Source organism: Nocardioides sp. JS614 (assembly GCF_000015265.1).
Classification (GTDB): Bacteria; Actinomycetota; Actinomycetes; order Propionibacteriales; family Nocardioidaceae; genus Nocardioides.
The window spans coordinates 385,388-407,504 of record NC_008699.1; the positions used below are offsets into that span (position 1 = coordinate 385,388).

Here is a 22,117-nt window from a genome sequence, read left to right on the forward strand (position 1 = left end):
TCCCGTCAGCGGAAGTCGATGAGCAGCATCTCGGTGTCGGAGCCGTCGGTCACGGGCGCCTCGGCCGCCGGGCCGGCGCCGGGGTCCTCCGTCACGGCACCCGCGACGAGGGCGCTGCGGAAGCAGCGGGCGACGTACGGCAGCTGCATGCCGTCCATCCCGCGGCCGTAGTCGTCGTAGAAGGCGACGACCTCGGCGAGCTTGTCGGCCCGCGCCGTCTCGTCGAGGGTCGCGACGTTCGATCGGGACAGCACGAGGTCCCGGATCGAGTCACGATCCACGAGCTGCCAGTGGCGGAAGGACTCGGTCTCGAGTGCTTCGAAGAGGGTGCTGTTCTCCAGCGGCCCCTCGGAGCGCGACTGCTCCTGGCTGCCGATGATCCGGCCGAGCCTGCGCACCCAGGGGATCCGCTCGTCGCGGGCGTTCCACACGACGGCGAGACGCCCGCCGGGCTTGAGGACCCGGGCGATCTCGGGCAGTGCGCGCTCGTGGTCGAACCAGTGGAAGGCCTGTGCGGCCACCACGACGTCGTACGACGCGTCCGGCGCCGGGATGTCCTCGGCCGCGGCGACGGAGGTGCGGACCTCGGGCAGCCGCTCGCGGAGGACGGCCAGCATCTGCTCGTCGGGGTCGGTGGCGTGCACGTCGTGGCCGAGCGACACGAGCACCTCGGTCAGCTTGCCGGTCCCGGCGCCCAGCTCGAGCACGGTGGTCGGCTGGTCGCCCACGGCCCAGGCGGCGGCCGCGCGCGGGTAGGTCGGCCGGCCGCGGTCGTAGGCGGCGGCGACGTCCCCGAACGAGAGCGCGGGCGAGGTGGCGGGCTGGTCGCTCATCGAGGCCACGCTACCTGCTGGATACGGTGATCCACGTGACCACAGACCCCTTGTCCCGCTTGGCTTCCCTCGAGGGTGTCCCGTCGGCGTACGCCGCCGCCCGCGACGGCATCGACGTGATGCTGCGCGACCGCGGGCTGCGGCGGACCTCCCCGGAGACAACGACCGAGAGCCTGCTTCGCGGTGCGCACGCCAGCGCGGTGCTCGAGGGATCGACCTCGACCCTGGCCCAGGTCCGCGCCGGAGCGTCCGACGAGGTGGCCGCCGACGCCCTGCGGGTCTCGACCGAGCTGTTGGGCCTGGCCCCCGCGCTGTCCCGCACCCCGCTGCAGGCGCTGGCCCGGATCCACACGCTCGCCTCGGCGGGCCAGCCCGAGGAGTCCCGCGGCCGGCCGCGGGACGCGGAGGCGGCCGAGCGGCTGCGCGGGGTCGGGGAGCTCCTGGTCGCCCACACCGCGGCGCCCGCGCTCGTGCTCGCCGCCGTCGTGCACGCCGAGCTCGCCACGGCCGCGCCGTTCGCCTCGCACAACGGCATCGTGGCGCGGGCGACCGAGCGGCTGGTGCTGGTCGCGCGGGGCGTGGACGAGAAGTCGCTGGTGGTCCCCGAGGCCGGGCACCTGGCGCTGCGGGCGGCGTACGAGTCGAACCTGCGCGGCTATGCGACCGGCCGGACCGCGGGCGTGCACTCCTGGCTGCTCTATGCCGCCGAGGCGTACGCCGCCGGCGCCGAGGCGAGCCCCCTGCGGCTGGCCGCGGAGTAGGACCGCTCCGTCCTCCCGATGGTTGCGGTGCGAGCGCAGCGAGCCCCGGAACCACCGGTCCGCTGCCTGGGCGGAGGAGACCCGTTCTCTGACTGGGTCTCGAGGCGCGCGGTCGCGACCTCCTGCGTCGGTCGCGGGCGCTCCTCGACCTCCTCGGACGACGCGGACCGCTCCTGCGTCGCGGTCCACTGTCCTCGGACATGCGAACGGCACCCGGCGTTCGAGGTGATTGGTCCGGGTGCCGTCGCTGACACGTGAATCCGATGGCTACCAGGCGTGCAACATCCGACTGCTGCCGCGGGAAGGTCCCGGCCGGCCAGCGCCCTGTAGGAAGGGTAGATCGCCGCGTGGGTACCCGGATCACGTGCTGCCCTGTTGAGTTCTGACTCCGTGTCTACGCCTCATCCGGCGCACGTTCAAGGACCTTCGAGGGTTGACTTCCGTGGCGCGATCAGGGCCGGCCGGCGACACGCCGAGCGGTGGGATCGGGGGGTCAGGCGCTGGGCCGTCGCTTGCGCGAGTTGGCCCACAGCACCCCGCCGACGGCCACCACGCCGCCCACCGCGAGGGCGGCCAGGGTGGGCTTCGCCGGCGGCAGCGGGACCCGGGTGCGCAGCGCCACCGGCTTGGTGAACACCAGCACCGGCCAGCCGCGCTCGGCCGCGATCCGGCGCAGCTCCTTGTCCGGGTTGACTGCGTGGGCGTGGCCCACCGCCTCGAGCATCGGCACGTCCGTCACCGAGTCGCTGTAGCCGTAGCTGCTCGCGAGGTCGTAGCCCTCCGCGGCGGCCAGGTCCTCGATGGCGCGGGCCTTCTCGTCCGCGTACGCGTAGTACTCGATGCCCCCGGTGTAGCGGCCCTCCGCGATCTCCATCCGGGTCGCGATCACCCGGTCCGCGCCGAGCATCGCGGCGATCGGCTCGACCACCTCGGCACCGGAGGCCGAGACGACGACCACGTCGCGCCCGGCCAGGCGGTGCTCCTCGATCAGGCTGACCGCCTCGTCGTACACCAGCGGGTCGACGATGTTGTGCAGGGTGTCCGCGACGATCTCCCGGACGGTCGCGACGTCCCACCCGGCGCACAGCTGCGACATGAACTGCCGCATCTTCTCCATCTGGTCGTGGTCCGCGCCGCCGACCAGGTAGACGAACTGGGCGTACGCCGAGCGCAGCACGGCGCGCCGCGAGATCAGCCCGCCCGCTTGGAACGGCTTGCTGAACGCCAACGTGCTCGACTTGGCGATGATCGTCTTGTCGAGATCGAAGAAGGCCGCGGTGGACCGGGTCGCCATGGCGCCATCGTAGGCGGGCGCAGTCCACTCGCCGTCCACAGGCACCGTGTCGAACCGCCTTGTCCACAAGGGCTTCCGGCCCGGGTGCCGTCGTCCGCCGCCGCGGGAACCATCGGCCCATGACCGCTCCGCTGTTGATCACCCGTGACCAGTCCCTGCTCGACGAGCTGCTCCGTCTCGCGGCGGCGGCCGGCGTCACGCCGGACGTCGCCTCCGACGGCGGGGCGGCGCTGCGCGGCTGGGCGCGGGCGCCGGTCGTGCTGCTCGGTGCGGACATGGCCGAGGACCTGGCCCGGATCTCGCCGCCGCGCCGACCTCGGGTGTACGTCGTGTCCTGGGCGGCCGTGCCGGACGAGATGTTCCGGGTGGCGGTCGCGGTGGGCGCGGAGAGCGTCGCCCAGGTGGCCCGGTCGGAGGGCTGGCTCACCGAGCTGCTGACCGACCTCGGCGAGGCGGCTCCGGCCGAGGGACTGGTGGTCGGCGTGGTCGGCGGCAGCGGGGGCGCCGGCGCCACGACGTTCGCCTGCGCGCTCGGGCAGGTGGGCGCCCGACGCGGGCGGGCCGTGGTCATCGACGCGGACCCGCTCGGTCCGGGCATCGACCGGGTCCTGGGCCTCGAGGACCGCCACGGCGTGCGGTGGGACGGCCTGTGCCAGACGACCGGTCGGCTGAGTGCGCGGGCCCTGCGTGAGGCGCTGCCTCGCCGGGAGCAGCTCGGGGTCCTCACCTGGCATGCCGGCGAGCCGGCCGCCCTCCAGGCGTTCGCCGTACGGGAGGTGCTCTCCGCCGCCCGGCGCGGCCACGACCTGGTCGTGGTCGACCTGCCTCGCACCGCCGGGCCGCTGGTCGACGAGGTGGTCGCGCGCTGCGACCGGCTCCTCGTGGTCGTGGTGCCGACCGTCGCCGGCGTCGCGTCCGCCGTGCGCACCTGCGCCCGGCACCCGGACCCGACCGGGGTCCGGCTGGTGCTGCGCGGCGCCGGCATCGACCCGCGGGCCGTGTCCCGGGCGACCGGCATCTCCGTGCTCACGACGATGCCCGACCAGCGCGGCCTCGGCGAGGCCCTCGACCTCGGTCTCGGGCCGGTGCGCAGCCGGCGCGCGGCCCTGGGCCGCGCGGCGACCGAGGTGCTCGACCAGCTCGTCCTGCTGCGCGCGGCGGCATGAGCGAGGTGGCCGCGGTCCCGCTCGCCGACCTCGAGGCGGTCCGGGACCGCTTGGCCCGCAGTCCGGGGGACCTCACCCCGCACCGGGTGGCGCAGGCGCTGCGCGAGAGCGGCCGTCCGGTGGGCGACGCCGCGGTGCTGGCGACGTACGAGGCGCTGCGCCGCGACGTCGTGGGCGCCGGCCCGCTCGAGCCGCTGCTGCGCACGCCGTACGTCACCGACGTGCTGGTCAACGGGGCCGACCACGTCTACCTCGACCGCGGCTCGGGCCTCGAGCTCACCGACGTCCGGTTCCCCGACGAGGAGGCGGTGCGGCGGCTCGCCCAGCGACTCGCGGCGCTCGGCGGTCGCCGGCTCGACGATGCCACGCCGTACGTCGACCTCCGCCTGCCGGACGGCACCCGCCTGCACGCCGTGCTCGCCCCGCTCGCCCGGCCGGGGACGCTGGTCTCGCTGCGGGTGCCGCGGCCGCGGACCTTCACCCTCGACGAGCTGGTCGGCCTCGGCACGCTCACCGCCGGCACCGCCCGCCTGCTGCGCGCGATCGTCGAGGCGCGGCTGGCGTTCCTCGTCAGCGGCGGCACCGGCTCCGGCAAGACCGCCCTGCTGGCGGCGCTGCTCTCCCGGGTCGAGCCGGAGGAGCGGATCGTGCTGGTCGAGGACGCCAGCGAGCTGCGCCCGGACCACCCGCACGTGGTCGCCCTCGAAGGACGGCCCGCGAACCTCGAGGGCGCCGGCGCGGTGGAGGTCCGCACCTTGGTGCGCCAGGCGCTGCGGATGCGGCCCGACCGGCTGGTGGTCGGTGAGGTGCGGGGTGGTGAGGTGGTCGACCTGCTCGCTGCCCTCAACACCGGGCACGAGGGCGGGTGCGGCACCCTCCACGCCAACTCCGCGGTCGACGTCCCGGCCCGGGTCGAGGCGCTCGCACTCGCGGCCGGCCTGGGCCGGGAGGCGGCGCACAGCCAGCTGGCGTCCGCGGTCCACGTCGTGCTCCACCTCGCTCGGGGCCCGGACGGGGTGCGCCGGCTGCGCCAGATCGCCGTCCCCCGGCGCGGCCCGGACGGGCTCGTCTCGATGGTGCCCGCCCTCGAGGTCGGCGACGACGGGATCGTCCGGCCGGGGCCGGGGGCCGACGAGCTCGCGGCCCGGATCGGCCGATGACCGCGGTCGCGGTCGGTGCCGCGGCGCTCGCGATGCTGCTGCTGGTCCGGCCACCGGCCCGTCCCGCGGCATCGGGGGCGGCGGTCGTGGAGCGCCGCTGGGTGCCGGTGGCCGTGCTCGTGGCCGGGGTCGTGGCCGCGCTCGCGATGCCGCGCCTCGGTGGCCTCGCCCTCGTGCTCAGCGGGACCGCGACGGGTGCCGCCGGGCTCTGGCGGCGCCGGCGCCGGCGTCGGGCCGCCGAGCGGGTGGCCGCGCAGGTGCTGGACACCTGCGAGCTGCTGGCCGGCGAGCTCACCGCCGGGCGGCCGCCCGGCGAGGCACTGCAGCGGGCAGCCGCGTCCTGGCCGCCGCTGGCCCGGGTCGCCGAGGCGTTCCGGGTGGGAGCAGACGTGCCGTCCGCCCTGCGCGTCCTGGCCGCCGACCTCGAGGGCGCGCGGGACCTGCGCGTCGTCGCGGCGGCCTGGCAGGTCGCCCACCGGACCGGACAGGGTCTCGCCTCGGCCGTCGAGCGGGTGGCGGAGTCGTTGCGTGCCGGTGCCGCGACCCGGCGGATGGTCACCGGGGAGCTCGGCTCGGCCCGCGCCACCGCCCGCCTGGTCGCGGGACTGCCGGTGCTCGCCCTCGCCATGGGGTCGGGCGCCGGTGGCGACCCCTGGGGCTTCCTGCTCGGCCATCCCGCTGGTCTCCTGTGCCTTGCCGGCGGGTTGGCCTTCGGACTGGCCGGCCTGTGGTGGATCGAGGCGATCGCCGCCGCGGCCGAGGAGTCGTGGTGAGCGCGCTGCCGGCGTTGCTTCCGGTGCTCGCGGCGGCCATGGCGGCGGCGCTCCTGCTCCCTCCTCGCCCGACCCTGCCCGGCGCACGGTCCCCGAGCGACCACGCGCCGTCCCCCGGGTGGCTGCACCGGCACCGACTGCTGTGGAGTGGGCTGGCCGGCACCGGCGCCCTGGTTCTCGTCGGCGGTCCGGCCGGCCCGCCGGCCGCCCTGGTCGCGGCGGTGGCCGCCTGGACGGTGATCGGGCGCGCCGAGCCGCCCGACGTACGACGCCGCCGCGAGGCGGTGCGCCGGGACCTGCCGCACGTCGTGGACCTGTTCGCCGCCACCCTGCGCGGCGGCGCCGCTCCCGCCGACGGGATCGCACTGGTCTGCACCGCCCTCCCCGGCCCGGCCGCCGACCGGCTCGCGGGGGTCGCGGCCCGGCTCGCGCTCGGGCTGGACCCGGGCCAGGTCTGGTCGGCACTCGCCGACGACCCCCATCTCGGCCGCCTCGGCCGCACCCTCGCCCGCGCGCACTCCTCGGGGGCGCCGGTGGTGGCCGCGGTCGAGCGGCTCGCCGACGACCTCGCCCGGTCCGCTCGCGCCGAGACCGAGGAGCGGGCCCGGGCGGTCGGCGTGAAGGCCGCCCTGCCCCTCGGCCTGTGCCTGTTGCCGGCGTTCGTGCTGATCGGCATCGTCCCGCTCGTGGTCGCCCTCCTCGCGAGCCTCGACATCTGAGCCGTCCGGCCCTGGTTCGTCGGGCCCGGACCGGGTCGGCGGTGGCCTGGCAACCGTTGCTGGTGGGCAGTCGGTTGCCTGCACACCGCTGGCCGTGGTGGGCCGATCCCGGCGGCGGCAGCGCCGAGGACGAGACCGGGTGCCTCCTGGGGCCGCACGTCCGGGCCCGGTCACCGTCCACCGGGCGACTTGCGACGGCGCCGTCCCCAGCCGGCGCCCGGCGGCCGGCACGCGGTGTCGAGATCCCGCAGGGTCGAGTGCGACGGCCGCACCGGGCGGCCGAGAACGGAGACCCCGATGTCCTTGCAGCACCCCGCCCCGCACCCCGCTCCCCACGCCGGCCCCCACCTGGTCCCTTCCCCTGCGCGGCTGTCCCGTCCTGCTCGACGAGCCGGCCGGCGGCGCGACCAGCGCGGCATCACGACCGCCGAGTACGCCGTCGGCACGGCGGCCGGCGCCGGCCTTGCCGGGCTGCTCTACAAGCTGCTCACCGGCGGGTTCGGCGACCAGCTCCTCAAGACCCTGTTCGACCACGTGCTCGGGCTGCTGGGCATCGGATGACCGGGCGCGGGAGCGGCCGTCGCCGCGAGCGCGGGGCCGCGACGGCCGAGCTCGCGATGGCGCTGCCGCTCCTGGTCGCGATCACCCTCGGCCTGGTGTGGCTGCTCGCCGTGGGTGCCGCGCAGGTCCGCGCGGTCGACGCGGCCCGCGAGACGGCCCGGGCGGTCGCCCGCGGCGACAGCGTGACCGCTGCGGTGGCGCGGGGCCAGCGGGTCGCCCCACCGGGCAGCAGGGTGAGCGTCCACGACGACGGCGGCCAGGTGACCGCCGTCGTCGTGGGCCGGGTCGACGGTCCAGGTGGGCTGTTCGGGCGGCTGCCCGGGGTCGCGGTCTCGGCGCAGGCGGTCGCCGCCGCGGAGGAGTCGTCGCCGTGAAGGCAACGGCCGCGGCGCACCGCACTCGGGACGCCCGGGGCTCGGCCAGCCTGTTCGCGGTGTCCTGCCTGGCGGTGCTGCTCCTGCTCGGATCCGCCCTCGGGGTGGTCGCCGCGATGGTGCGCGCCCACCGGATGGCCCAGTCGGCCGCCGACCTGGCGGCGCTCTCTGCGGCCACGGCGCTCGGCCGGGGCAACGACCCGTGCCGGGCCGGAGCGGCCGTGGCGGTGGCCAACGGCGCCCGGCTGGTCGCGTGCACGGTCGCGGGCGATGACGCGCTCGTCCGGGTCGAGGTCACCGGCCCCCGCTGGCTCGGTCAGACCGCGGACCTGGCGGCCGAGGCCAGGGCCGGACCCGGCTGACCGGGCCGGAGGGTTCCTGCGGGCCGGGCCTACCGGTCGTCGCCGGGGCGATCGCGCTCCCGCTCGTCCTCGCGGCGCTCGGCCTCCCGCTCGTCGAGCTTCTCCGACAGCTCGTTGAGCCGCTTGCTCTCGCGCCGGTGCCGGATGCTGCGCTTGGTCCCCCACTTCGTGAGCCCGAAGCCCCAGAGGATCGCCACCCCGGCGGCGAGCCCGACGAAGAACAGCGTGACCGCGCCGATGTCGGCGCCGAGGAGCTCGACGCCGGAGCCCTCGGCGGTGCCGAGCGCCGCGACGATCGCCACCGCGCCCAGCGCGATGAGGAGGATGCCGAGGATCACCATGCGGGCGAGACTAGGCCTCGCCGAGGAGTACGTCGAGGAGTGCGGCGGCGCCCGCCTTGTCGAGCGGGTTGTTCTGGTTGCCACACTTGGGCGACTGGATGCACGACGGGCAGCCGTCCTCGCAGGTGCACGAGCGGATCGTGTCCCGGGTCGCCGTCAGCCACTCCCGGGCCGCTCGGAATCCGCGCTCGGCGAATCCCGCGCCACCGGGGTGCCCGTCGTAGACGAACACCGTCAGTCGCCCGGTGTCGGGGTGCACCGCCGTCGACACTCCGCCGATGTCCCACCGGTCGCAGGTCGCGAAGAGCGGCAGCAGACCGATCGAGCAGTGCTCGGCGGCGTGCGCGGCACCCGGCAGGTCACGGCCGGAGAGGCCCGCCTCGGTCACGGCGTGGTCGGGCACCGTCCACCACACGGCCGCCGTGCGCAACGAGCGCTCGGGCAGGTCGAGCGGCTCCTCGCCGAGCACGTCGCCGCCGGGTTGGCGCCGCTTGAGGAAGGACACCACCTGGTGGGTGACGTCGACCTCGCCGAAGGACAGCCGGCAGTCACCCCAGGCGGTGTGCTCACGCTCGCGCACGACCGAGATCTCGGTGACCTCGCGGGCGGTCGTGGAGTAGTCGGGCTGGGCGCGTTGGATCACCGCCACGCGGTCCTCGAGGTCGAGCGAGCACACCAACCAGGTCTCGCCGCGGTGCACGTACACCGCGCCGGGGTGGGCGGTGCCGTGGGCGCTCGAGGCGTCGACCGTGCCGATCACGCGGCCCGTCTCCGCCTCGACGAGCTGGACGGGAGCGCCGCCGGTCGACCGGATGTCGGCGAGGTCGCTGGCCCGGCGCCGGTCGGTCCAGAACCAGCCGCGCGGGCGGCGGCGCAGCAGCCCGCCCTCGGTCAGCGCGTCGACGACCTCGCGCGCGGTCGGACCGAACAGCGGCAGGTCGGCCTCGGTGAGCGGTGCCTCGTGTGCGGCCGCGCACAGGTGCGGACCGAGGACGTAGGGATTGGACGGGTCGAACACGGTCGCCTCGACCGGGCGGCCCAGCAGCGCCTCGGGGTGGGTGACGAGGTAGGTGTCGAGCGGGTCGTCGCGGGCGACGAGGACGGCGAGGGCGTCCTGGGCGCCCCGCCCGGCCCGGCCGACCTGCTGCCACAGGGCGGCGCGGGTGCCGGGGAAGCCGGCCATCACCACGGCGTCGAGGCCGCTGATGTCGATGCCGAGCTCGAGGGCGTTGGTCGCGGCGAGCCCGGTGATCTCGCCGCGACGCAGCGAGTCCTCGATCGCCCGACGCTCCTCGGGCAGGTAGCCGCCGCGGTAGGACGCCACCCGGCCTGCGAGCACCGGGTCGACGTCGGTGAGCAGCTCGGCGGCGGTCATCGCGACCTGCTCGGCACCGCGGCGGGAGCGGATGAACGCGAGCGTGCGCACGTCCTCGGCCACCAGGTCGGCGAGCAGGTCGGCGGTCTCGGAGGAGGCGGCCCGGCGCACGGGCGCGCCGTTCTCGCCGGTGAAGGAGGTGAAGGGCGGCTCCCACAGCAGCAGTGACACCCGGCCGCGCGGAGAGTGGTCGGCGGTGACCGCCTGCACGTCGAGGCCGGTGAGCCGCCGGGCGGCGGCCTCGGGCTCCGCGACGGTGGCGGAGGCCAGCACGAAGGTCGGGCTCGCGCCGTACGTCGCGCACACCCGCCGCAGCCGTCGGAGCACGTGGGCGACGTGAGCGCCGAAGACCCCGCGGTAGTGGTGGCACTCGTCGACGACGACGTACTGCAGGGCGCCGAGGAACCCCGCCCAGCGGGAGTGCCCGGGCAGCAGGGAGCGGTGCAGCATGTCGGGGTTGGTGAGGACGTACTCGCCGTGGTCGCGGGCCCAGTCGCGCTGCTCGCGTGAGCTGTCGCCGTCATGGGTGGTGACCCGCAGGTCGAGCCCGAGCCCGCTCAGCCCGGCCAGCTGGTCCTGGGCGAGCGCCTTGGTCGGTGCGAGGTACAGCACGGTGGCCCCGCGCTGGCCGCGCGGCCCCCGGGAGCCGCGGAGGGTCGAGAGCGCGGGGAGCTGGTAGGCCAGGCTCTTGCCGGAGGCGGTGCCGGTCGCGAGCACGACATGCTGGCCGGCGTGCGCCGCCTCGGCGGCCACGACCTGGTGCTGCCAGGGGCGCGCGACCCCGCGCGCCGCGAACGCCGCGACCACGTCCGGGTCCGCCCAGGCGGGCCAGTCCGCGTGGCGCGCCGCCCGCGCCGGGAGCACCTCCAGGTGGCACAGCCGGTCCTCGCGGCCCGGCGCGGCCACGAGCCGCTCGACCACGTCGCGGAGGTCACCGGCGGTGCGCGCCTGCGAACCGAGGACCGCTCTCACCCCACCATCCTCTCCGACGCCACCGACAGCGCGGCACCACCTCGCTCCGGGCTGGTCCGGGGCTGGCCCGGCGCTGGTCCGGGGCTGGCCGGCGTACCCTGTGCAGTCCTCGCTCCCCCGTGTCCTGTGGCCAGTTTGTGCGCGGGGAGGCGCGGGCGTGGTTTCATTGTGCAGGCCGGATGTCGGGTTCGCCGCCGCGACAGATCGGCAACCGAACAAGCCGCACCGGGAGAACTAGGTGGACCTGACTCTGACGACGCGCGACGCCGGTGGGAAGACCATCGTTGCCGTCGGGGGCGAGATCGACGTCTACACCGCCCCCAAGCTGCGCGACAAGATCACCGAGCTGGTGGCCGCGGGTGTCTACGACATCGTCGTGGACATGGAGGAGGTCGAGTTCCTCGACTCCACCGGCCTGGGCGTCCTGGTCGGCGGCCTGAAGAAGGTCCGCGCCCACGACGGCTCGCTCCAGCTGGTGTGCACCCAGGACCGGCTCCTCAAGATCTTCCGCATCACCGGCCTCGCCAAGGTCTTCGTCATCCACGACTCCGCCGACGCCGCCCTCGCCGGCAGCTGACCTCCCCGGGCGGTCTCTGCTCGTCTCCTCGGAAGCGCGGACGTCCGCGGTCCCGAGCGTTTCGGGCCCTTGGGCCCGTCGCCTCGGGACCAGAGGGGTCTAGGGTCGTCGCGAACCCATCCCGTGCGGCGTACGAGCGCGCCTCCAGCTGTGTACCGGGTCACATGTGCGTACCCGCCCGCAGCCCGTGCGTAGACTCCGCGTCGTCCGTGAGACCTGAATCACTCTCCCAGGAGGAAACACATGACGGGGATCGTTCCCGCTGTCGTGGAAGTCTCCGGGGGCAATCTCGTCCTGGTCATCGTCGTCGCACTGATCGCGCTTGGCGCGCTCGCGATGGCAGCGATGTTCCGCCAGGAAGTGCTTGCCGCCGGTGAGGGCACCGACAACATGAAGAACATCGCGCAGGCGGTGCAAGAGGGCGCGAACGCCTACTTGCAGCGGCAGTTCCGCACGTTGGCGATCTTCGCCGTCGTCGCGTTCTTCCTGCTGCTCGCGCTGCCCGCCGACGACGCCATGGTCCGGATCTTCCGGTCCGTGTTCTTCCTGGTCGGAGCGGGCTTCTCGGCCACCGTCGGCTACCTCGGCATGTCGCTCGCGGTGAAGGCGAACCTCCGGGTGGCTGCGGCCGCGCAGACCCAGGGCCGCGACCCGGCCATGAACATCGGCTTCCGGACCGGCGCCACCGTCGGCATGCTGACCGTCGGCCTCGGCCTGCTCGGCGCCAGCGTCGTGGTGATCCTGTTCCAGGAGGACGCCCCGCACGTGCTGGAGGGCTTCGGCTTCGGTGCGGCGCTGCTCGCGATGTTCATGCGTGTCGGCGGCGGCATCTTCACCAAGGCCGCCGACGTCGGCGCCGACCTGGTCGGCAAGGTCGAGAACAACATCCCCGAGGACGACCCGCGCAATGCCGCGACGATCGCGGACAACGTCGGCGACAACGTCGGCGACTGCGCGGGCATGGCTGCCGACCTGTTCGAGTCCTACGCCGTGACCCTGGTCGCGGCGCTGATCCTGGGCTCCCAGGCCTTCGGCGACAAGGGCCTGGTGTTCCCGCTGCTGATCCCCGCGATCGGTGCCCTGACCGCCGTCGTCGGGGTGTACCTCTGCAAGCCGCGGGCCGGCGAGAACGGCCTGACCACGATCAACCGGGCGTTCTACATCTCCGCCGCGATCGGCGCGGTCGCGAGCATCATCCTGGCCCTGGTCTACCTGCCGGGCGACTTCGCCGACCTGACGAACTCCACGGTCGACGCCGACGCCAGCCCGCGTGTCGTCGCCGCCCTGGCCGTGCTCATCGGCATCGTGCTCGCCGCCGCGATCCTCGGCCTCACCGGCTACTTCACCGGCACCGACCACCGGCCGGTCAAGGACGTCGGCAAGACCTCGCTCACGGGCGCGGCGACCGTGATCCTGTCCGGCCTGTCGGTCGGCTTCGAGTCGGCCGTCTACACGACCCTGGTCATCGGCGCGGCGGTCTTCGGCGCGTTCCTGGTCGGTGCCGGCTCGATCCCGGTCGCGCTGTTCGCGGTCGCGCTGGCCGGCTGCGGCCTGCTGACCACCGTCGGCGTGATCGTCGCGATGGACACCTTCGGCCCGGTCTCCGACAACGCCCAGGGCATCGCGGAGATGTCCGGCGACGTCGACGAGCACGGCGCGCAGATCCTGACCGAGCTCGACGCGGTCGGCAACACCACGAAGGCGATCACCAAGGGCATCGCGATCGCGACGGCGGTGCTCGCCGCGAGCGCGCTGTTCGGCTCCTACACGAACGCCCTCCAGGACGCCATCGACGAGGTCACCCTCACCGAGGAGCCCGGCGCGCTCACCAGCCTGGCGTTCTCGTTCAACGCGTCCTACCCGAACATCCTGGTCGGCATGCTGCTCGGTGCGGCCGTGGTGTTCCTGTTCTCCGGGCTCGCGATCAACGCGGTCGGCCGCGCTGCCGGCGCGGTGGTCTACGAGGTGCGCCGCCAGTTCCGGGAGATCCCCGGGATCATGGAGGGCACCGGCCGCCCGGAGTACGGCCGTGTGGTCGACATCGTGACCCGCGACTCGCTGCGTGAGCTGGCCACCCCGGGCCTGCTCGCGATCCTGGCACCGATCGCCGTCGGCTTCGGCCTCGGCGTCGGTCCGCTGGCCGGCTTCCTGGCCGGTGCGATCGCCACCGGCACGCTGATGGCGGTGTTCCTGGCCAACTCCGGTGGCGCCTGGGACAACGCGAAGAAGCTGGTCGAGGACGGCAACCACGGCGGCAAGGGCTCGGACGCGCACGCCGCGACGGTCATCGGCGACACCGTCGGCGACCCGTTCAAGGACACCGCCGGCCCGGCGATCAACCCGCTGCTCAAGGTGATGAACCTGGTCTCGCTGCTGATCGTCGCCGCCATCGTGAAGCTGTCGATCGGCGAGGACGCGAACACCCCGCTGCGGATCGTGATCGCCCTGGCGGCGTTCGCGGGCATCGTCGCCGCGGTGTACGTCTCCAAGCGGCGCCCGGTCCACATCGAGGGCGACGACGACGGTACGACGGCTCCCCCGCCGCCTCCGCCGCCGGTCGAGGCCGTGCCGCCGACGGAGCCCGCTCCGACCCAGCAGTTCGAGGCGCCCCAGCAGCACTAGCCTCGCAGCCCTGAAATGACGTCGACCCGCCCGAAGCCTTCGGGCGGGTCGACGTCGTCTCGGGCTACTTCTTGACGGTCAGCTTCACCACCTTGGACCTGGCGCCGGAGATCGTGGCGGTTCCGGCGTACACGGCCTTCAGCTTGTGCACGCCCGGCTTGAGCCGAGGCAGCCGCACGGTCGCCTTCCCCTTCTTCCCGGACACGAACTTGAGCTTCGAGACGACCTTCCTGCCGTCCAGGACCTTCACCCGACCGGTCGGCGAGGTGACCCCGGCGACCTTCAGGACCAGGGCGAGCACCCCGCGCTGGCTCTTGGCGATCGTCTTCGTCGCGAGGGTGGCCCGCAGCACGGCGGCGCGCTTGGCGACCGCGACCTTCGAGGTGGTGAACGTGCCGGGCTGGTAGCCCGCGCGGGCCGCGGTGATGGTCACCGTGAGGCTCCGGCCGAAGTCGGCCGTGTCGATCTGGTAGGTCTGGGCGACGGCTCCCGCAATGGCGACGCCGTTGCGCTTCCACTGGTAGCCGAACAGGGGTGTGTCGCCGGTCCCCCATGCGCCCGGGTCTGCGGTCAGCAGCCGGCCGACCTTCGCGGTGCCGCTGACTGCGGGCTGCCTGGTCCAGGTGATCGGATCGCCGATCAGTGCGGTCTTGCTGTCGCTCGTCACGACCCCATTGGTGAACCCGTCCTTCGTCCCGGTGGCCTTGGCCGAGATGGCGGAGTCGAGGTCGTCCGGCACGAGCTTGTAGCTGGTTGCCGTGGCGCCGTTGATAGGCACGCCGTCCCGCAGCCATTGGTAGGTCGTCGTGACGCCGTCCTGGTTCCACTGGGTGCCGGAGACGGACAGGACCTTCCCGATTCTCGCGGTCCCGGAAACGGTGGGCGCCGCGGTCGCAGACAGGGACTCCTCACCGATGGCGGAGATCGGCAGGATGTTGGTGACGGTCGACAGCACGGGCAGGCCCGCCAACGTGCTCGTCACACCCACCGAGATCTCGTGCCCAACGTCCTCCAGGCTCGGCGCGTACGTGCCTCCCGTCTCCCCCGGGATGGGCACGCCGTCGCGCAGCCACTGGTACGTGGTCTCGACCCCAGGCACGCTGAACACCGGCGCAAGGACGGTCAGGAGCTCACCGACCACAGGTGTCCCGGTCAGCTCCGGCGGCGTCAACAGATCTGGGAGCCCGCCGTCCGGCGCGAGGATCGTGATGGACGGGGTCGGGATTCCGCCGAGAAGCGGCACGTCTACCAGTGCGCTGATCTGGTGCCCGATGTCGGTGACATCGGGGACGTACGAGGCGCCGGTCGCCCCTGCGATCGGGCTCCCGTCGCGCAGCCACTGCACAGGAAGCAGCGTCGTCAGGCCGTCGATCAGCACGGTGAGCGGCTGTCCGGCGACGCCCGAGCCGGAAAGCGTCGGCTCACCTGCCCGTTGGGCACTGGACGAGGACGGCGGTTCACCTCCCTGGGACGGGGCCGCGACCGCGACGCTGGGTCCGCTCATGACCAGTGCGGCGACGACGGACGCGCCGAGGGCGCGAGTGATTCTGTGCATCGAGCCAGTCCCCTCCCCAGTCGGCCCTCCCTCCCGAAGGGCCGCCGTGGTCGGAATGTAAAGGGACCAAGGTCCCGAGGACCACGGTTCGCGGTGGATGCTGGCCGATCGGCCAGCCGGTCTAGCCCATTCGGGCTAGGTCGTCCTGGGGTGCACCCACCGGGAGTCCGCATAGGCTCTGGGGGTGACCGCCTCTTCCGTCTCGGAGCTCCCCTCGCGACTGCGGGCGGCTCTGGTGATGGCCGGGTTCACCTACGACGCCGTCGCCGAGGCCCTCGGCCCCGAGGCCCACGCCGCTCTGGGGCGCAACGAGACGACGCCCGGGCTGCGGCGTACCGGGGGCGGCTGGCCGCTGGAGACGCTGATCCGGTTGTTCCTCCTCCAGGCACCCGTCGAGCTGGCCGCCGCCCAGCGCGCCCTGCCCGGCCTCTTGGACCGGTTGGTGGCCGAGGGACTCCTCGAGCAGACCGTCGGAGAGGTCGCTGCCCGGCTCGACGTCCGGCCGTACGCCACCGACGACGAGCACCTGTGGGTCGTCAGCGACCTGACGCCCGGCCTGGACGGTGGCAGCAGCCGGGTCGGGCCGCAGCACGTCCTGGGCATCAGTGCGGCGTCGACCTCGCTCGCCCAGCTCACCCTGCGCGAACCGGTCGGCCGGGCGCTCGACCTCGGCACCGGCTGCGGGGTGCAGGCACTGCACCTCGCGCGACACTGCAGCGAGGTCGTGGCGACCGACGTCAACCAGCGCGCCCTGCGGATCGCCCGCTTCAACCTCGACCTCAACGCCGTCACCACACCGGTCGACGTGCGCGCCGGGTCGTTCTTCGAGCCGGTCGCCGACGATACCTTCGACCTGATCGTCACGAACCCGCCGTTCGTGATCTCGCCGGCGACCGGCGAGCGCCTGGTCTACCGGGACTCCGGACTCCCCGGCGACCGGGTCGTCGAGGACATCGTGCGGCAGGCGGCGGCCCACCTGAACGAGGGTGGCTGGTGCCAGGTGCTCGGGAACTGGGTGGTGCCCGATGGCGGCGCCTGGGAGCAGCGGATCGAGGGTTGGGTCCCCGAGGGCTGTGATGCGTTCGTCGTGCAGCGTGAGCTGGTCGACCCGGCGGCGTACGTCGAGCTGTGGCTCAAGGACGCCGGCCTGCACGGGTCGGCCGACTACCTGGTCCGCTACGACACCTGGCTGTCCTGGTTCGAGGAGCAGGGCATCGAGGCGATCGGCTTCGGCTGGATCAACCTGCGGCGCAGTGGTGGCGGCGCTCGCGAGCTGCTCACCTGGCCGTACGACGTCGAGCAGCCGATCGCCCCCGCGATCCGGGACTGGGCGCGCGCGAGCGACGCCGTCGTGGACCTCGGGTCCCACCTGCGACTGCGGACCGACGTCGTCCAGGAGACCAGTGGCCCGCCCGGCGCGGCCGACCCGGAGACGGTGGTGCTGCGCCAGCAGCGCGGGCTGCGTCGCGCGCGCCAGGTGGACACCGTGGAGGCGGCGCTCGCCGGCGCGTGCGACGGCGAGCTGAGCGTGGGGCAGATCCTGGACGCGATCGCCCGGCTGCTGGACCTCGACCCCGCCCAGACGATCGAGACGTACCTGCCTGCCGCGCGGTCGCTGGTCGCCGAGGGCTTCCTGCTGGCCTGATCCCGATGGCCCGCGGCTCACGCCGCGGCGGCCGCGGCGCGGGCCCGGTCGCGGATCCGGAGCAGCCGAGAGCGGGTGACGCCCAGCAGCAGGTCGCACCGGCCCAGGACCAGCAGGTCCGGCACGCCGGCCGGCCGCGACCAGTGGCCCACGGGCTGGTTGCGGAACCCGAGCAGCGCGGTGCGGACCGTGCCGCCGTACCCCGATGCCGGCGAGCGCAGCGCCAACGCCTCCTGCACCACGCCCACCCGCATCCCACCGGCCGGGCTGAACAGGCCGTTGGCCTTGCCGACCGCCCAGCAGATCCCGCCGGCCACGTGCGCGGCACTGGCCGCCCGGGTGACCACGTCCGGATCCTCGGCCCACAGCGCGAGCAGCGCGTGGCGGAAGGCGTAGGACGTCTCCGCGTCGAAGCACCGCTCCGCGACCGCGTCCAGGAGGTCGGCGGTCGCCTCGACCCGCTCGCGGTCGGTGCGATCGGGGTACTCGGTGGGCAGGTCGATCCGGTCGTCGCCCAGCGGCTCGTCGGTGAGCCCGTCGACGGCAGCGCGGCCGCCGCACACGCCCGCGAGCCACTGCGCCACCCGCTCGTGCGGGGCCGGCGGGGGCGGCTGGGGAGGCAGCGCCTCCCGGTCGTGACGCAGGGCGACCGGCTCCCACTCGGTGCCGATCGCCGGCTCGCGCCAGGTGTCGACCAGGCGGCCGTCGACGAAGACCAGGTGGGTGACCCGGTCGGGTGCTGCCGGCGGGGCGTAGGACCACCGGTCGTCGTCGTCGTAGGGGTACATCGAAGCCTCCGTTCAGGGGATGGGCCGACCACGCTGGCACGGCCCACCCCCGATCCGGCCCCGTCGTCCACAGGGTCCCTGCGCGGGTCGGCTCAGCGCACCTCGCCGGCGATCTGCAGGTCCTGCTTCCCCTCCTCGCTGGCGAGGGTCGCGTCCACCTCCAGGCGCAGCACCGGCGTCGGGTCGCAGGACGCCTCGAGCACCCGCACGGTGCCGCTGCCGCCCGAGCTGCTCGCAGCCTCGTTGCCGTCGGGGCCGCCCTCGGTGTCCGCGACGAACAGCGTGATGGGGTAGCTGTCGGAGTCGCCCGGTCCCCAGACCGGCATCTCGAAGGTGCGGTCCTGACGCAGCTTGGCGAGGACACCCTCGAAGTAGACGAACGGCCGGCGCACCATGGCGTCGTTGCCCTCCTCGGAGCCGGTGATCTCCATCGGGCTGTACATCCAGATGCGACCGGTGGCGCCGATCGTGTCGCCGCCCGCCGACTGCGGTGGGTCGCACGTCACGGCGACGTCGGAGAAGGCGTACGTCGAGCCGTCGGGCCGGGTCATCACCAGGGTGCTCACGGGACCCTGCGGCTGGTCGACGGCCACGGTGTCGCCGGGGCCGTCGTCACCCGACGTGGCCGCCACGACCCCGCCCCCCGCGGCCATCACGGCCACCAGGCTCCCGGCCACCACGCCCACGCGACGCCGCCGCCGGCGTACGCCCACGCGGCGCTGCACGCGCGCGGTGACGTCCAACGGCGGGGCCAGCGCATCGCCCAGGCGCGCGTAGCCCTCCTTGATCTGCTGCTCGGTCATCGCTTCAGTCCTCTCGTGTCGCCGCGGCGCGCAGCGGGCCGTGCTCGCGTGCGTGTTCTCGGAGCCGCTCGGTCCCGCGGGACAGCTGGCTCTTGACGGTGCCTTCCGAGCAGCCCATCCGCTGGGCGATGCCGCGCACGTCGAGGTCCTCGACGTAGCGCAGCGCCAACGCGGTGCGCTGCCGCGGCGACAGCGTCGCGAGCGCCTCGACCAGCCACGCGTCGGTCTGGCCCACCACCTCGACCGGCGCCTCCTCCCGCGGCGTCCCCAGGAGCGGGAGCTCGCGGCGAAGCCGCCGGATCCGGTCGATGTTGAGGCGCACCATCACCGTCCGTGCGTACGCCGCCGGCTCCTCGATCCGGGTCCGGCCCCACCGCTCGCCGATCCGCGCGAGTGTCTCCTGGGTCAGGTCCCAGGCGTCGTGCGGGTTGGCCGTCAGGGCGTGGGCCAGGCCCAGCAGCGGCCCGCTCTGCACCGCCGCGAAGTCCGCGAAGTCGGGGTGCGACGGGGCGTCCGTCGTGGCTTCCATCCAGGTCCTCCCGAGGGTCGTCGGCTGCTCGCCTACTGTTCCTTGACGGGGGGCCGGAGCGAAACGTTGACGGATGCTCGGGAATGGGTGCCGCCCGGCACGCGCTACCGTGTCCAGCCGCACGTCCTTTCGGGAGACCAGGACCCGTCCAGCAGGAGAGAGAAGAGCAGTGGCCCACAAGTTGGTCATCGTCGAGTCGCCGGCGAAGGCCCGCACGATCGGCGGGTACCTCGGCCAGGGGTACGTCGTCGAGTCCTCCATCGGCCACATCCGCGACCTCCCGCAGAGCGCCGCCGACACCCCCGCGAAGATCAAGGACAAGCCGTGGGGCCGGCTCGCGGTCGACGTCGACAACGGCTTCGAGCCGTACTACGTGGTGCCCCGTGACAAGAAGTCGCACATCGCCAAGCTGAAGACCCTCCTCAAGGAGGCGGACGAGCTCTACCTCGCCACCGATGAGGACCGCGAGGGCGAGGCGATCGCCTGGCACCTGCTCGACGAGCTCAAGCCCAAGGACATCCCCGTCAAGCGGATGGTCTTCCACGAGATCACCAAGCCGGCGATCATCGCCGCCGCGGAGCACCCGCGCGAGCTCGACATGGACCTGGTGGAGGCCCAGGAGGCGCGTCGCATCCTCGACCGGCTCTACGGCTACGAGGTCAGCCCGGTGCTCTGGAAGAAGGTCATGTCCGGCCTCTCCGCGGGCCGGGTGCAGTCCGTCGCGACCCGCCTGGTCGTGGACCGCGAGCGGGAGCGGATGGCGTTCCGCGTCGCGTCGTACTGGGACCTCGAGGGCACCTTCGACGCCGGGGCGACCAAGGAGCCCCGGATGTTCCCGGCCAAGGTCCACTCCGTCGACGGCAGCCGGGTCGCCGGTGGCTCCGACTTCGGCCCGGACGGCCTGCTCAAGGCCAAGAAGGGCGAGCGCGTCCACCTGGACCGCGCCGCTGCCGAGGCGCTGGTCGCGGCACTCGCCGAGACGACGTACGACGTCCGCTCGGTCGAGGCCAAGCCGTACCGGCGCTCGCCGTACGCCCCGTTCCGCACCACCACGCTGCAGCAGGAGGCCAGCCGCAAGCTCGGCATGAGCGCGTCGGTGACGATGTCGGTCGCGCAGCGGCTCTACGAGAACGGCTTCATCACCTACATGCGCACCGACTCGACCACGCTCTCGGGCGGCGCGGTCGAGGCGGCTCGCGCGCAGGTGCGTGAGCTGTACGGCGCGGAGTACCTGCCCGACACGCCGCGGACCTACACGAGCAAGGTGAAGAACGCCCAGGAGGCGCACGAGGCGATCCGCCCGGCCGGCGACTCGTTCCGCACGCCGGCGCAGACCGGCCTGACCGGTGACCAGTTCCGCCTCTACGAGCTGATCTGGATGCGCACCGTCGCCTCGCAGATGAAGGACGCGACCGGCCAGTCCGTCTCGGTCCGGATCGGCGGCGTGGCCGCCGACGGCCGCGACGTCGTGTTCGCCGCGTCCGGCCGGGTGATCACCTTCCACGGGTTCCTGAAGGCGTACGTCGAGGGCACCGAGGGCGGCAAGCGCAGCGACGACGACCAGGTGCCGCTGCCCGACCTCCACGAGGGTGACGCCGTCTCGGCCGCCTCGCTGGCCGCCAACGGCCACGAGACCAAACCGCCGGCGCGCTACACCGAGGCGACGCTGATCAAGGAGCTCGAGGACCGCGAGATCGGCCGGCCGTCGACGTACGCCTCGATCATCGGCACCATCCTCAACCGCGGCTACGTCTACAAGAAGGGCACCGCGCTGGTGCCCGCGTGGCTCGCGTTCTCGGTGACCCGGCTGCTCGAGGAGCACTTCCCGCGGCAGGTCTCCTACGAGTTCACCGCGGGCATGGAGGACGTCCTCGACGAGATCGCGGGCGGCCGCAAGGACCTGAAGTCCGAGCTGAGCGAGTTCTACTACGGCTCGGACAGCGTGGTCGGGCTCAAGCCGCTGGTCGACGGGCTGGGCGAGATCGACGCGCGCGAGCTCGCGACGTTCCCGATCGGGGGAGCGGACGCCGGCATCAACCTCCGGGTCGGCCGCTACGGTCCCTACCTGGAGGGCCCCGACGACGACGGGACGGCGTACGCCCGGCGGGCCAACGTGCCCGACGACCTCCCGCCCGACGAGCTCACGCTCGACAAGGCCAAGGAGCTGCTGGCGAACCCGGCCGGCGAGGAGATCCGGCTGGGCGTGCACCCCGACACCGGGCTCGAGGTGGTCGCGAAGAACGGCCGGTTCGGCCCGTACGTGACCGAGGTGCTCCCAGAGGACGCCGCGCAGGGTCGGAAGAAGGGGGCGGCCAAGCCGCGCACCGGCTCGCTGTTCAAGTCGATGTCGCTGGACACGGTCACGCTCGCGGACGCGGTCAAGCTGCTCTCCCTGCCCCGCGTGGTCGGCGTGGCCGAGGACGGCGAGGAGGTCACCGCCCAGAACGGCCGCTACGGGCCGTACCTGAAGAAGGGCACCGACTCCCGGTCGCTGGCCTCCGAGGACCAGCTGCTGACGATCACCCTCGACGAGGCGCTGCGGATCTACGCCCAGCCCAAGCAGCGGGGCCGGGCCGCGGCCGCCGCGCCGCTCAAGGAGCTCGGCAACGACCCGGTCTCGGGCCAGCCCGTGGTCGTGAAGGCCGGCCGGTTCGGCGAGTACGTCACCGACGGCGAGTACAACGCCACCCTCCGCAAGGAGGACTCCGTCGAGTCGATCACCATCGAGCGCGCCGCGGAGCTGCTGGCGGAGCGCCGGGCCAAGGGCCCGGCGAAGAAGGCGGCCAAGAGGGGTGCGAAGAAGGCGCCGGCCAAGAAGGCGGCGGCCAAGAAGACCGCTACCAAGAAGGCGGCCACGAAGAAGGCGACCGCCAAGAAGGCGACGTAGCCCGTGGCCCCGGAGGGCCT

The 22,117-nt window shown here is 73.8% G+C and carries 20 protein-coding genes; 12 read left to right on the forward strand and 8 right to left on the reverse strand.

Annotation, left to right across the window (positions count from 1 at the left end; all coding sequences use genetic code 11):
- Positions 1 to 5: 5 nt before the first annotated feature.
- Complete coding sequence (locus NOCA_RS25430; protein WP_011753855.1) at positions 6 to 833, reverse strand: class I SAM-dependent methyltransferase; 828 nt, start codon at positions 831 to 833, stop codon at positions 6 to 8.
- A gap of 35 nt (positions 834 to 868) precedes the next feature.
- Between NOCA_RS25430 and NOCA_RS03230 the strand changes: the two genes are divergently transcribed.
- Entirely contained in the window at positions 869 to 1,594 is a 726-nt protein-coding gene (locus NOCA_RS03230; RefSeq protein WP_049774525.1) for a hypothetical protein, read from the forward strand.
- A gap of 493 nt (positions 1,595 to 2,087) precedes the next feature.
- Here NOCA_RS03230 and NOCA_RS03235 read toward each other — a convergent pair whose 3' ends face one another.
- A complete protein-coding gene (locus NOCA_RS03235) occupies positions 2,088 to 2,888 on the reverse strand; it encodes an HAD family hydrolase (protein WP_041546100.1) in 801 nt (266 codons plus the stop codon).
- Positions 2,889 to 3,007: 119 nt separating this feature from the next.
- On the opposite strand from NOCA_RS03235, the gene ssd reads away from it, so the two are divergent.
- The 7 genes from ssd (at position 3,008) to NOCA_RS03270 (ending at position 8,003) form a co-directional block, all read left to right on the forward strand.
- Entirely contained in the window at positions 3,008 to 4,054 is a 1,047-nt protein-coding gene (gene ssd / locus NOCA_RS03240) for a septum site-determining protein Ssd (RefSeq protein ID WP_011753857.1), read from the forward strand.
- Entirely contained in the window at positions 4,051 to 5,214 is a 1,164-nt protein-coding gene (locus NOCA_RS03245; RefSeq protein WP_011753858.1) for a TadA family conjugal transfer-associated ATPase, read from the forward strand. Before ssd ends, NOCA_RS03245 begins: the two co-directional genes overlap by 4 nt.
- A complete protein-coding gene (locus NOCA_RS03250) occupies positions 5,211 to 5,987 on the forward strand; it encodes a type II secretion system F family protein (RefSeq protein WP_011753859.1) in 777 nt (258 codons plus the stop codon). Before NOCA_RS03245 ends, NOCA_RS03250 begins: the two co-directional genes overlap by 4 nt.
- Positions 5,984 to 6,706, forward strand: coding sequence for a type II secretion system F family protein (locus NOCA_RS03255; RefSeq protein WP_011753860.1), 723 nt, complete (start codon positions 5,984 to 5,986; stop codon positions 6,704 to 6,706). Before NOCA_RS03250 ends, NOCA_RS03255 begins: the two co-directional genes overlap by 4 nt.
- 297 nt (positions 6,707 to 7,003) lie before the next feature.
- Positions 7,004 to 7,267: a DUF4244 domain-containing protein gene (locus tag NOCA_RS03260; protein ID WP_083768048.1), complete on the forward strand. Its 264-nt coding sequence runs from the start codon at positions 7,004 to 7,006 to the stop codon at positions 7,265 to 7,267.
- Positions 7,264 to 7,641, forward strand: coding sequence for a TadE family protein (locus NOCA_RS03265; protein WP_011753861.1), 378 nt, complete (start codon positions 7,264 to 7,266; stop codon positions 7,639 to 7,641). Before NOCA_RS03260 ends, NOCA_RS03265 begins: the two co-directional genes overlap by 4 nt.
- Positions 7,638 to 8,003 (forward strand): Rv3654c family TadE-like protein, encoded by a 366-nt coding sequence (locus NOCA_RS03270; protein WP_011753862.1) that lies wholly within the window; start codon positions 7,638 to 7,640, stop codon positions 8,001 to 8,003. The genes NOCA_RS03265 and NOCA_RS03270 overlap by 4 nt, the downstream gene beginning before the upstream one ends.
- A gap of 29 nt (positions 8,004 to 8,032) precedes the next feature.
- Here the strand turns inward: NOCA_RS03270 and NOCA_RS03275 are convergent, their stop codons facing one another.
- Complete coding sequence (locus tag NOCA_RS03275) at positions 8,033 to 8,344, reverse strand: hypothetical protein (protein WP_011753863.1); 312 nt, start codon at positions 8,342 to 8,344, stop codon at positions 8,033 to 8,035.
- Positions 8,345 to 8,354: 10 nt separating this feature from the next.
- Positions 8,355 to 10,691, reverse strand: coding sequence for a DEAD/DEAH box helicase (locus NOCA_RS03280; protein WP_011753864.1), 2,337 nt, complete (start codon positions 10,689 to 10,691; stop codon positions 8,355 to 8,357).
- A 238-nt stretch (positions 10,692 to 10,929) separates the two neighbouring features.
- On the opposite strand from NOCA_RS03280, the gene NOCA_RS03285 reads away from it, so the two are divergent.
- Both NOCA_RS03285 and NOCA_RS03290 read left to right on the forward strand, forming a co-directional pair.
- Complete coding sequence (locus tag NOCA_RS03285; RefSeq protein WP_011753865.1) at positions 10,930 to 11,268, forward strand: STAS domain-containing protein; 339 nt, start codon at positions 10,930 to 10,932, stop codon at positions 11,266 to 11,268.
- Between the two features lie 243 nt (positions 11,269 to 11,511).
- Positions 11,512 to 13,890: a sodium-translocating pyrophosphatase gene (locus tag NOCA_RS03290; RefSeq protein ID WP_011753866.1), complete on the forward strand. Its 2,379-nt coding sequence runs from the start codon at positions 11,512 to 11,514 to the stop codon at positions 13,888 to 13,890.
- A gap of 64 nt (positions 13,891 to 13,954) precedes the next feature.
- Here the strand turns inward: NOCA_RS03290 and NOCA_RS03295 are convergent, their stop codons facing one another.
- Positions 13,955 to 15,445 (reverse strand): Ig-like domain repeat protein, encoded by a 1,491-nt coding sequence (locus tag NOCA_RS03295; RefSeq protein ID WP_011753867.1) that lies wholly within the window; start codon positions 15,443 to 15,445, stop codon positions 13,955 to 13,957.
- Positions 15,446 to 15,629: 184 nt separating this feature from the next.
- Between NOCA_RS03295 and NOCA_RS03300 the strand changes: the two genes are divergently transcribed.
- Complete coding sequence (locus NOCA_RS03300) at positions 15,630 to 17,090, forward strand: DUF7059 domain-containing protein (protein WP_011753868.1); 1,461 nt, start codon at positions 15,630 to 15,632, stop codon at positions 17,088 to 17,090.
- Positions 17,091 to 17,107: 17 nt separating this feature from the next.
- Here NOCA_RS03300 and NOCA_RS03305 read toward each other — a convergent pair whose 3' ends face one another.
- From NOCA_RS03305 to NOCA_RS03315, 3 genes are all read right to left on the reverse strand, one after another.
- Positions 17,108 to 17,878 carry a hypothetical protein gene (locus NOCA_RS03305; RefSeq protein WP_011753869.1) on the reverse strand — a complete coding sequence of 257 codons (771 nt, stop codon included), beginning with the start codon at positions 17,876 to 17,878 and terminating at the stop codon, positions 17,108 to 17,110.
- A gap of 92 nt (positions 17,879 to 17,970) precedes the next feature.
- Positions 17,971 to 18,681 carry a hypothetical protein gene (locus NOCA_RS03310; RefSeq protein ID WP_011753870.1) on the reverse strand — a complete coding sequence of 237 codons (711 nt, stop codon included), beginning with the start codon at positions 18,679 to 18,681 and terminating at the stop codon, positions 17,971 to 17,973.
- Between the two features lie 4 nt (positions 18,682 to 18,685).
- Positions 18,686 to 19,210, reverse strand: coding sequence for an RNA polymerase sigma factor (locus tag NOCA_RS03315; RefSeq protein ID WP_011753871.1), 525 nt, complete (start codon positions 19,208 to 19,210; stop codon positions 18,686 to 18,688).
- Positions 19,211 to 19,379: 169 nt separating this feature from the next.
- Here NOCA_RS03315 and topA point away from each other — a divergent pair, with 169 nt between their 5' ends.
- Entirely contained in the window at positions 19,380 to 22,097 is a 2,718-nt protein-coding gene (gene topA / locus NOCA_RS03320; protein WP_011753872.1) for a type I DNA topoisomerase, read from the forward strand.
- The last annotated feature ends 20 nt before the right edge of the window (positions 22,098 to 22,117 follow it).

Coding starts and splice junctions, on each gene's coding strand:
- NOCA_RS25430 (WP_011753855.1), bottom strand. CDS start 833: ATGAGCGACCAGCCCGCCACCTCGCCCGCGCTCTCGTTCGGGGACGTC.
- NOCA_RS03235 (WP_041546100.1), bottom strand. CDS start 2,888: ATGGCGACCCGGTCCACCGCGGCCTTCTTCGATCTCGACAAGACGATC.
- ssd (WP_011753857.1), top strand. CDS start 3,008: ATGACCGCTCCGCTGTTGATCACCCGTGACCAGTCCCTGCTCGACGAG.
- NOCA_RS03245 (WP_011753858.1), top strand. CDS start 4,051: ATGAGCGAGGTGGCCGCGGTCCCGCTCGCCGACCTCGAGGCGGTCCGG.
- NOCA_RS03250 (WP_011753859.1), top strand. CDS start 5,211: ATGACCGCGGTCGCGGTCGGTGCCGCGGCGCTCGCGATGCTGCTGCTG.
- NOCA_RS03260 (WP_083768048.1), top strand. CDS start 7,004: ATGTCCTTGCAGCACCCCGCCCCGCACCCCGCTCCCCACGCCGGCCCC.
- NOCA_RS03265 (WP_011753861.1), top strand. CDS start 7,264: ATGACCGGGCGCGGGAGCGGCCGTCGCCGCGAGCGCGGGGCCGCGACG.
- NOCA_RS03275 (WP_011753863.1), bottom strand. CDS start 8,344: ATGGTGATCCTCGGCATCCTCCTCATCGCGCTGGGCGCGGTGGCGATC.
- NOCA_RS03290 (WP_011753866.1), top strand. CDS start 11,512: ATGACGGGGATCGTTCCCGCTGTCGTGGAAGTCTCCGGGGGCAATCTC.
- NOCA_RS03295 (WP_011753867.1), bottom strand. CDS start 15,445: ATGCACAGAATCACTCGCGCCCTCGGCGCGTCCGTCGTCGCCGCACTG.
- NOCA_RS03305 (WP_011753869.1), bottom strand. CDS start 17,878: ATGTACCCCTACGACGACGACGACCGGTGGTCCTACGCCCCGCCGGCA.
- NOCA_RS03310 (WP_011753870.1), bottom strand. CDS start 18,681: ATGACCGAGCAGCAGATCAAGGAGGGCTACGCGCGCCTGGGCGATGCG.
- NOCA_RS03315 (WP_011753871.1), bottom strand. CDS start 19,210: ATGGAAGCCACGACGGACGCCCCGTCGCACCCCGACTTCGCGGACTTC.